The 9226-nt window shown below is 66.0% G+C and carries 8 protein-coding genes; 2 read left to right on the forward strand and 6 right to left on the reverse strand.

From position 1 onward, the window contains the following. Positions 1-31 precede the first annotated feature (31 nt). The 4 genes from UB43_RS15855 to UB43_RS15870 all read right to left on the reverse strand — a co-directional run bounded on the left by UB43_RS15855 (position 32) and on the right by UB43_RS15870 (position 4139). Positions 32-1381, reverse strand: a complete 1350-nt coding sequence (locus UB43_RS15855) for a glutamine synthetase family protein (protein ID WP_045212751.1) — start codon at positions 1379-1381, stop codon at positions 32-34. A 76-nt stretch (positions 1382-1457) separates the two neighbouring features. Further along, positions 1458-2009 carry a helix-turn-helix domain-containing protein gene (locus tag UB43_RS15860; RefSeq protein ID WP_045212753.1) on the reverse strand — a complete coding sequence of 184 codons (552 nt, stop codon included), beginning with the start codon at positions 2007-2009 and terminating at the stop codon, positions 1458-1460. Positions 2010-2022: 13 nt separating this feature from the next. Further along, positions 2023-3312, reverse strand: a complete 1290-nt coding sequence (locus UB43_RS15865) for an FAD-binding oxidoreductase (RefSeq protein ID WP_045212755.1) — start codon at positions 3310-3312, stop codon at positions 2023-2025. A gap of 107 nt (positions 3313-3419) precedes the next feature. Further along, positions 3420-4139, reverse strand: a complete 720-nt coding sequence (locus tag UB43_RS15870) for a membrane protein (protein ID WP_045214145.1) — start codon at positions 4137-4139, stop codon at positions 3420-3422. Positions 4140-4462: 323 nt separating this feature from the next. Between UB43_RS15870 and fnr the strand changes: the two genes are divergently transcribed. Further along, positions 4463-5173 carry a fumarate/nitrate reduction transcriptional regulator Fnr gene (gene fnr / locus UB43_RS15875; protein ID WP_045212757.1) on the forward strand — a complete coding sequence of 237 codons (711 nt, stop codon included), beginning with the start codon at positions 4463-4465 and terminating at the stop codon, positions 5171-5173. 149 nt (positions 5174-5322) lie between these two features. Here the strand turns inward: fnr and UB43_RS15880 are convergent, their stop codons facing one another. Beyond that, positions 5323-7296: a PhoX family phosphatase gene (locus UB43_RS15880; protein ID WP_045212759.1), complete on the reverse strand. Its 1974-nt coding sequence runs from the start codon at positions 7294-7296 to the stop codon at positions 5323-5325. A 207-nt stretch (positions 7297-7503) separates the two neighbouring features. Next, positions 7504-8211 carry an MOSC domain-containing protein gene (locus tag UB43_RS15885; RefSeq protein ID WP_045212762.1) on the reverse strand — a complete coding sequence of 236 codons (708 nt, stop codon included), beginning with the start codon at positions 8209-8211 and terminating at the stop codon, positions 7504-7506. A gap of 100 nt (positions 8212-8311) precedes the next feature. Here UB43_RS15885 and UB43_RS15890 point away from each other — a divergent pair, with 100 nt between their 5' ends. Then, on the forward strand, positions 8312-9190 hold the full coding sequence (locus UB43_RS15890) for a LysR family transcriptional regulator (RefSeq protein WP_024763624.1): 879 nt from the start codon (positions 8312-8314) through the stop codon (positions 9188-9190). The last annotated feature ends 36 nt before the right edge of the window (positions 9191-9226 follow it).

The raw sequence follows: 9226 nt of genomic DNA on the forward strand, positions 1-9226 counted from the left end.
CATGGCCCGCTCCTACAGGTGGCATCAGGTATCAGAGGAACCAGCGGTACTCCCGCGCGCTGACTTCGTTCATGAAGTCCAGGTGGTCGTGGCGCTTGTTCTCGCAGTAGACGAAGACGAACTCGCTGCCCAGGCCTTCCTTCACCACCGGGTGGTCTTCCATCTCGGCGACGGCGCCGAGCATGTCGCGGGGGAAGTCGATGCCGCTGGAGCGGTCTTCGTTGAGCGGCGGGATGGGCTCCTGGCGGGCCTCCAGGCCGTGCTCCATGCCGGTGAGGATCGCCGCGAGCACCAGGTACGGGTTGGCGTCAGCGCCGGCGAGACGGTGTTCGATGCGCAGGTTCCTGCCATCGGACTCGGGAATGCGGATGCATGCATCGCGATCCTCGAAGCCCCAGCTGGCCTTGCTCGCGGCGTTCACGCGGGAGCCATAGCGGCGGTAGGCGTTGTGGTTGGCGGCGAAGATCGGCATGCAGTGCGGCAGCAGTTCCAGGCAGCCGGCCACGGCGTGGCGCAGGGCCTGCTGGTTGTCGCGGTCGAGCAGGTTGTTGCCGTCGCGGTCGTAGAGGCTGACGTGAACGTGCATGCCGCTGCCCGGCGCGTGCAGGTAGGGCTTGCTCATGAAGCTGGCGCGATGGCCGTGCTTGAGCGCCACGCCACGGGTGGCGCGGGTGAACAGCGCGGCTTGGTCGGCGGCGTGCAGGCCGTCGTCGCAGTGGGCGAAGTTGATCTCGAACTGGCCGGGGCCGATCTCGGCGGTGATCACGTTGGCGTCCACGCCCTGCTCGCGGGAGGCTTCGACGATCTCATGGAGCACATCGGAGAAGCGCGACAGGCGCTCGATGTGCATGTTCGGCTGGTCGTCCTCGTCGTCACACAGCGGGTCGCGCGGGTATTGCGGCAGGCCGTTGTCGAGCTTCTTGTCGAACAGGTAGAACTCCAGCTCGAAGGCCACCACCGGACGAATGCCCTTGGACTCCAGGCGCTGCATGACGCGGGCGAGCACTTCGCGCGGTTCGAATTCGATGGGCGCCTCGGTGCCGTCGGAGCTGATCAGCATCTGCCCCAGCGGCTGGTTCTCCCAGCGCACCGGCTTGAGCGAGCCCGGGATCAGGCGGCGCGGCGCATCCGGGTCGCCGTCGTTGAAGCAGTAGTCGCCGATGGGGTGCAGGCCGCCCTGTATGCCCAGCAGCACACAGTTCTGCGGCAGTTTCAGCGGGCTGCCGGCGGCGACTTTTTCCAGCATGTCCACGGGATAGCGCTTGCCGTAGAAGTGGCCGGGAATGTCCAGGCAGATCAGGTCGACGTAGCGGATGTCCGGGTATTGCTGGCGGAAGGCGCGGACTTCGCTGAGCAGGTCGGGATGCATCGGGCGGTTCATGATTTTTTCTGGGGCCTTTGTGCGGGGGCGGCCGGATCGTTTTCCCAAGCCAACCCTCGCGGGCTGGCTTGGGAAATCAAGTGAAGATCCACAGCACCCTTGTTGGTTTATCGGTGAGGTTGCCGTAGCGGAACTGGCTGTGCGGCGGCAGCTGGAAACTGTCGTTGGGGTAGAGAGTGACGGTGTCGTCCTCGTACCAGAGGGTCAGCTCGCCTTCGAGGACGAAGCCGCCCTGCTCCGAGCTGTCGTCCAGATGGCCTTCGCCGCTGGTGGCGCCGGGGGCGAGGATGCTGTCGAGCATGGAGAAGCCGCCGGACATGTTCGGCGAGGCGAGGATGTCGGTGACGCCGCCGGCGTAGTAGAGGGTGCGGCGATCGTTCGGCCGGGTGACCCAGTCGCGCTCGCGGCGGGTGTCGCCGGCGTAGAAGTAGGTGGTCGGCACGCCCAGGGCTTCGCTGATGGCGGTGAGGTCGGCGACGGTGGGTTGCGACAGGCCGCGCTCGACCTGGGACAGGAAGCCCACCGAGCGGCCGATCTGTTCGGCCAGCTCACCCAGGGTGAGGTTCTTGTGCTTGCGCAGGTCGCGGATCAGCGTGGCAAGGTGTTCGTTGGTGGCCGTCTGGGTCATGGCAGGTTCCGAATTAGACAAAGTCCCGCAATCGATACCAGGCCTTGCCGACGGCTTCCAGTGGCGCGGCGAAGCGCTGGCCGCCGGGGAACCCGGGATTGCGGATGCGTTGATAGAGGTCAAGCTCGTCGCTGCGGCCGCACATGGCTTCGCTCACGGCGTGGGCGGCGGCCAGGCTGGGCAGCACGCCGTGGCCGGAGTACCCCTGCAGCCAGTAGAGGTCGCCGCGCCGGCCGATGTCCGGGGTGCGCCGCATGCTGCAGTCGATGTGCCCGCCCCAGGCGTATTCCAGTTCCACGCCCTTGAGTTGCGGGAATACCCGCTCGACATAGGGCCGCGTGGCGGCGCGGATGTCCGAAGGCATGCCGCCCAGGTAGGTGCAGCCGCCGCCGAACAGCAGGCGATGATCGGGGGTCAGGCGGAAGTAGTCGAGGACGAACTGGTTGTCGGTGACGCAGCAGTTCTTCGGCAGCAGCGAGCGGGCCAGTTCCTCGCCCAGCGGCGCGGTGGCGACCTGGTAAGTGCCCACCGGCAGGATGCGCTCGGAAACGTCGCGGTCCAGCCCGTCGATGTAGGCGTTGCAGGCCAGCACCAGGGAGGCGCAGCGCACGCTGCCATGCTCAGTGGTGACTTCGTAGCCACCGGAAGTTTCACGGAAGCTCAGCGCGCGGGTCTGCTCGAAGATGCGCCCGCCGGCGCGCTCGATGGCCCCGGCGAGGCCATAGGCCAGCTTGAGCGGATTCAGGTGCGCGGAATTGGGATCGTACAGGCCGGCCTGGTAGCGGTCGCTGGCGATCCACTGCGGCAGGTCTTCACGGGGGATGAACTGCAGGCCTTCATAGCCCCAACGGCGATTGGCTTCCGCCTGCCAGTCGTAAAGCGAACCGACCCGGCGTTGCAGCACGGCGGTCCACAGGTGGCCGATGCGGTAATCGCAGTCGAAGCCGTGGCGTTGCGGCAGGTCGCGTAGTTCGTGGGCGGCCCACAGCATGCCCTGCCACAGGCGCAGCGCGCCTTCATGGCCGAGGTCGTCCTCAATCGGGCCCAGGTCGCTGGACCAGCCCGGCAATGCCTGCCCGCCGTTGCGTCCGGAGGCAGCCCAGGCGATGCGGCTGGCTTCGATCATGCAGACCTGACGGCCGCCTTCGACCAGTTGCAGCGCCGTGTGCAGGCCGCTGAAACCGGCACCGATCACCAGGACTTCGCATTCCAGCGGCTCGCGAAGGACTTCGCGGGGCTGGATCAGCTCGGGGTTGGCGCCGGCGTAGTAGGTGCCGACCGGTTCGGCGGAGCGCAGGAACATTGCGACCTCGTGAAATTGTTCTGATTATTTTTCATGAAAAATAACAGAACAATTTTCACAAGGCTAGCCCGTCATCACTTTCGCGGGACGAGCAGCGTTTTAGCGCATCAGGAAGACAGCACCGCTGCGCCGCCCTGCTCCTCGCGCTTCTGCCTCACGCTGACCACCACCACCAGCGCCACCAGGATGCCGGCGAGGATGGCCGAGGAGCCGATGGTGCCGAAGTCCAGCCCGCCCTTCTCGTGGGATTTGGTCAGCACGTCGCCCAGGGTCGCGCCGAACGGCCGGGTCAGCACGAAGGCCACCCAGAACAGCAACACCGAGGACAACTTGGTGAAGTAGTGCAGCGCCACCACCACCGCGATCAGGCTACCGATCAGCAGCGCGCCGCCGGCGAAGCCCAGGCCGGAGTCGTCGGCGAGGAAGTCGCCCAGCGCGGTGCCCAGGGTGTTGGAGAAGAGGATGGCAATCCAGTAGAACATCTCGCCCTTGAAGCTGCGGATGTTGTCCACCGACAGCGAGGTGCCGCTGAAGCGCCAGACCGCGAAGATCGCCGCCAGGATGCTGATGAGGATCGCCGACCCGGTGGCGTAGCCAAGCTCAAGGGTGCGGTCCATGAAGTCCGACATGGTGGTGCCGGCGGTGCTGGTGGAGAGGATCACCAGCCAGTACAGCCAGGGCACGTAGCGCTTGCTGGCGAGCTGGCCGACCAGGGTGACGAGGAACAGGCTGATGAGGATCAGCGAGCTGATCGCATAGCCGACGTTGAGGGTCATCGACAGCAGGTCGCCGGCGGTTTCCCCCAGGGTGGTGGCGCAGATCTTCATCACCCAGAACGCCAGGGTGATCTGTGGCAGTTTGTTATTCACGGGCTTGTCTCCGGAAATGAGCGGGATCGACGCGCATCAGTCACGTCGCTGCACCCCGGAGTTGGCGGTCTCCCCCGATAACCCCCTGGCGCATGGGCGTGGAGACTGCGGGCGGAGCGGTGAAGAAAGGGTCAAGCCGGTATGAAAAATCCATTGGCCGATTTCGCTTCCGGGACGGCCGACAGATGACAGATCACGCTCAGTTGCTATGGTTTTACGTGGGGGCGATGCGCCCGAAGACCGCTTGACTGCGCGCGATTGGCCGGCGCATGGGGATATGGATGAATCAGATGATCAAACCGCAACCGTACTGCAAGAACTGCCGGCTGGCGCCGCCGACCCTGAGCGACGACAAGGTCCTGGAGCTCGAGGCGATCATCAAGCCGGGACACCTGCTGCACAAGGGGGACTTCGTGTTCCGCCAGGGCGACCCGTTCCACAGCGTATACCTGGTGCGCTCCGGTTCGATCAAGACCTTCACCACCAACGAACAGGGGCTGGAGAAGATCACCGGCTTCTACTTCGCCACCGAGATCTTCGGCTTCTCCGGCATGGGCGAAGGCAGCTACCCGGTATCGGCGCAGGCACTGGAAAGCACGCTGTGCAGCGAGATCCCGTTCAGCCAGCTGGAGGAACTGTCGCTGCAGATTCCGGGGCTCTCGCACCAGATCATGCTGATGATGAGCCGCAAGATCCGCGAGGATCAGCAGATGAAGCTGCTGCTCTCGCGGCTGAACTCCGACTCGCGCATCGCCGCCTTCCTGCTGAACATTTCCGCGCACTTCCGCGAGCGCGGTTTCTCCGCCACGCGCTTCCGCCTGAGCATGTCGCGCAATGAGATCGGCGATTACCTGGGGCTGGCGGTGGAGACAGTTTCGCGCAGTTTCACCCGCCTGCAGAAGCACGGGTTGATCCGGGTGGATGGGCGGGAGACGGAAATCGTCGACTTCACCGAGTTGTGCGCGCTGGCCGGGGGTGAAGTCGAGCTCTGAGAACACCCGCTACGACCTTCGCTTGCAGGAGCGGGCCATGCCCGCGAACCGGCCGACAGGCCGGGTTTTTCTCCACGCCGGCCTGATGGGTCTGGTACCCGGCTGGTCGCGGGCATGGCCCGCTCCTACAAGGCATCACGACCTGGCCATCAGCTCCCGATCACACCCCCATCATCCTTGGTAATCACCAGCGTCGTGGAGCGCGGGATGCTCTTGCCGTCGCTGGCCGGGAAGCTGAGGGTCGGGTGCTGGATGTTCACCCACATCGTCCTGCCATCCGGGCTCTGGGTAATCCCCGTCAGCTCGCAACCGCGCGGGCCGACCAGGAAGCGCCGCACCTCGCGGCTGTGCGGGTCGGCGCAGAGCAGCTGGTTGCAGCCCATGGCCTGCATCGGCGCCTCGGCGTCATCGTAGTCGGTCTCGATCCACAGGCGGCCGGCGGTGTCGAAGTACAGGCCGTCCGGCGAAGAGAAGATATCGCCGTTGATGGTGCCGATCAGGTTCTCCGGCGCGTTGGCGCCCTTGTGCTCGCCGGCCAGCAGGAAGATTTCCCACTGGAAGGTGGTGGCGGTCGGATCGCCGCCAGCTTCGTTCCAGCGCAGGATCTGCCCGTGCAGGTTGTCCTTGCGCGGGTTGGCGGCGTCCACCGGCTGCTTCTTGCCGCGGGCATCGTTGTTGGTGAGGCTGACGTAGACCTCGCGGGTGGTCTGCTGCACCGCGACCCACTCGGGGCGGTCCATCGGCGTGGCGCCCAGCAGGTCGGCGGCGGCACGGGCGTTGACCAGCACCTCGGCCTGGCTGGCGAAACCGTTCTCGGCGGTGAGCCCATTCTGCCCATGCACCAGCGGCAGCCACTGGCCGCTGCCGTCGGCGTTGAAGCGCGCGACGTAGAGGGTGCCTTCGTCCAGCAGGTCGACGTTCGCCGCACGGTTGTTCGCATCGTATTTGCCGGCCGGGACGAACTTGTAGATGTACTCGCCCTTGGTGTCGTCGCCGTAATAGAACGCCATGCAGTTGTCGGTGCCCAGCGAGAGGGTCGAGCACTCGCGGCAGAAACGGCCCACCGCGGTGCGTTTCTTCGGCGTGGAGGTCGGATCGAACGGGTCGATCTCCACCACCCAGCCGAAGCGGTTCGGTTCGTTGACGTGGCCGCCGTGGGGCTGGTCGGCTTTCGGCGTGGCGTCGAAGCGCTCATACACCGCTTCCCAGGCGTAGTAGTTGCTGAACTGGCCGTTGGACAGGCCGTAGCGCTTGTGGGAAACGCGCTTGGCGTAGTCGGCCTTGTCGCGGTTGACGAAGTACTGGTGCCAGTTCTCTTCGCAGGCCAGATAGGTACCCCAGGGCGTGACGCCCATGGAGCAATTGTTCAGGGTGCCGAGCACCTGTCTGGCCTCGGGATCGCTGGCGGTGCGCAGCAGGTCGTGGCCGGCCAGCGGGCCGGACAGGTCCAGCGGCGAGCTGCCGGTGATGCGGCGGTTGTAGCTCGAACCCTCGACGCGCTGCCACTGGCCGCCGGCGTCCTTCTTCACCTCGATGACGCTGAGGCCGTGGGCAGCGATTTCCTTGCGCACCTCGCCTTCCGGGCGGCCGCGCGAACCATCGGGACGGTCCTCGAAGGTCTGGCCCTTGGGGTGCAGCGTCGGGTTGATGTACTCGTGGTTGATCACCAGCAGGCCGTGGCTGTCCGGTGCATCGGGGAAGGGGAAGTAGTGCATGCCGTCATGGTTGTCGCCGGCCTGCAGCTCCTGGGCTTTCCAGTCCTCGCTGGCGTCGCCTTTCCAGGCCGGCGAGCCGGTCACCACCGCATCGCCCCAGGAGAAGAACGGCCGCGCGGTATAACCGTCAGCGACTATCACCCGGTCGAACTTCGGGTCCTGTTGCACCGGCACGCCCTTGAAGCCCAGCAGACCGGTCGGCACCGGGGCATCGGCGGCGAACAGGGAGCGGCCGGGGAACAGGCTGCCGCCGAGGAAGCCGACCGCACCCAGCACCAGGCTGTTCTTCAGCAGGCGGCGGCGCGAGGCGTCGATGATCTCGCTCATCGGCACGTTGCCGGAAGGGTTGATCGCCTGGTCGTCGAAGGCGGCCAGCCGGTCGTGGAAATCCTGGAAACGTTCGCTCATCAGAGGGGTTCCTTCCGCGCGGCCGTCTTTCTGACGGCTCGGGTTGTCAGTAAAAGCTATCGGCGGAAGGTTAGGAACGCGGTGTTACGTCGGCATGACAACGCCACCGAGCCCTGTGACAGGCTCGGCGGCGGCAATAAAAGCCGCCCCGCAGGACCAAGACGACGTCCGGGGGCGGGCGCGAGGGCATTTGCGAAACAGTGCGGCTCAGCTCTGCAGGCCGCCCTGCTCCGAACATTCGGGGCCCGCCAGGCGGGCCGTCCAGTCTTCCAGCACGCCACTGGTGAGGCGTTGCGCGGCGGTCTTGCGCCAGCGCAGGGAGAGCGCGTCGCAGGCCATCATCAGGCGCAGTCCGGTACGTTCCAGCGGGTGGCCGAAGTACCAGTCCAGCAAGCTCGCCACGCTGAGCTGCGGGTAGTGCCGCTGCACCAGCTCCAGCGGTGCGTCGGGGGCGACCATGCCGGAGCGGCGCACCCGGTAGAACCAGCCGCAGCGCCCCTGCTCCTGCACTTCCAGCGGCAGCCCAGGGAGATTCCAGCGCCGCGCCAGGCGGTAGCTGGGCGAGCGCGGCTGGCTCACTTCGATCAGCGCCTCGCCCCAGCGGAACAGGTCGCCGATGCAGACCTCCTGTTCATTGAGGCCGAAGGTCGACAGGTTCTCGCCAAAGGCCGGCTGTCGCCAGCGTGTCTGCGGGTGCTGCTTGCGCCAGTGGCGGTAGTGCTCGGCCGGGTAGTGGTGCAGTGCGCGGTCCAGGCCGCCGTCGCGGCGCAGGTCGGCTCGTGTGTCTCCCGGCAGCCCTTCGGCGCCGAGCCAGACTTCCTGATGCGTTTCCAGCCTGTCGATTTCGCTGAGCAAACCGCCCCAGCTCTCTTCGACTTTGCCTATGAAAACGCCCTGGATAACGATGCTTTCCACCTTTGTCTACCCATCTGAGACAGCGGACAAGCGCTAGAGTAGTGGCCTGGAGGGGTGACACTCCATTTCGATTTTCCAGTTTCGTTGATAAGCAGACCTTATGGATTTCCGCCAGCTCCGCTATTTCGTCGCGCTTTACGAGGAAGGCCATGTCGGGCGCGCCGCCGAACGCCTGGCGATTTCCCAGCCGGCGCTGTCGCAGCAGATCCGCCAACTGGAGCAGAACCTCGACGTCGCACTGTTCCAGCGCAGCGGCAAGCGCCTGCTGCCGACGGCCGCCGCGCACACGCTGTACAACCATGCGGTGCCGCTGCTCGAAGGCCTGGAGCGTGCCCGCGAGGCGCTGCGGGGTTTCCGCGGGCAAAGTGCGCGGAGCCTGGCCATCGGCGTGCTGCAGACAGTCAACGCCAGCCTGGTGCCGCACCTGGTGGAGCGTCTGCATGCCGCGCAGCCGCACGTGCAGGTGCGCATCTACGAGCTTTCCGGGGTGGAGATCGAGCGCCGCCTGCTGATCGGCCAACTGGATATCGGCATCGGCTTCCTGCCACCGCGCCAGCCGGCGCTGCACGGCGTGGAACTGTACCCGGACGAGCTGCAACTGGTGATCCCGGCGGATCACCCGCTGAAGGACTTCAAGAAGGTGTCGCTGGCCCAGGCCGCCGAATTGCCGATGCTGCTCCTGGGCGAAGAATTCCGCGCCCGGCAGATCTGGCAGGAGCAACTGGCGGCCATCGGTCGCCGACCACGGGTGCAGGCGGAGCTGAACCACATGGGCGGCATCCTCGACAGCCTGCCGCAGAGCCGTTTCGCCACCGTGCTGCCGGGGCGCGCGCGGCAGATGCATGCGCACAAGGATTTGCTCTGGAAGCCCCTGAGCGAGCCGCGCATTCCGCTGAGCGTGGGGCTGGTTTATCGCGATGCGCAGCGCCAGCAGCCGACGGTGGAGTTGCTGCGCTCGTTGCTCGACGGCGCGGTTTGATAGCCCACGCCGGGATTTCCCTGTAGGAGCGGGCCA

This window comes from Pseudomonas sp. 21 (assembly GCF_000955805.1).
Classification (GTDB): Bacteria; Pseudomonadota; Gammaproteobacteria; order Pseudomonadales; family Pseudomonadaceae; genus Pseudomonas.

Coding starts and splice junctions, on each gene's coding strand:
- UB43_RS15890 (WP_024763624.1), top strand. CDS start 8,312: ATGGATTTCCGCCAGCTCCGCTATTTCGTCGCGCTTTACGAGGAAGGC.
- UB43_RS15860 (WP_045212753.1), bottom strand. CDS start 2,009: ATGACCCAGACGGCCACCAACGAACACCTTGCCACGCTGATCCGCGAC.
- UB43_RS15870 (WP_045214145.1), bottom strand. CDS start 4,139: ATGAAGATCTGCGCCACCACCCTGGGGGAAACCGCCGGCGACCTGCTG.
- fnr (WP_045212757.1), top strand. CDS start 4,463: ATGAATCAGATGATCAAACCGCAACCGTACTGCAAGAACTGCCGGCTG.
- UB43_RS15865 (WP_045212755.1), bottom strand. CDS start 3,312: ATGTTCCTGCGCTCCGCCGAACCGGTCGGCACCTACTACGCCGGCGCC.
- UB43_RS15855 (WP_045212751.1), bottom strand. CDS start 1,381: ATGAACCGCCCGATGCATCCCGACCTGCTCAGCGAAGTCCGCGCCTTC.
- UB43_RS15880 (WP_045212759.1), bottom strand. CDS start 7,296: ATGAGCGAACGTTTCCAGGATTTCCACGACCGGCTGGCCGCCTTCGAC.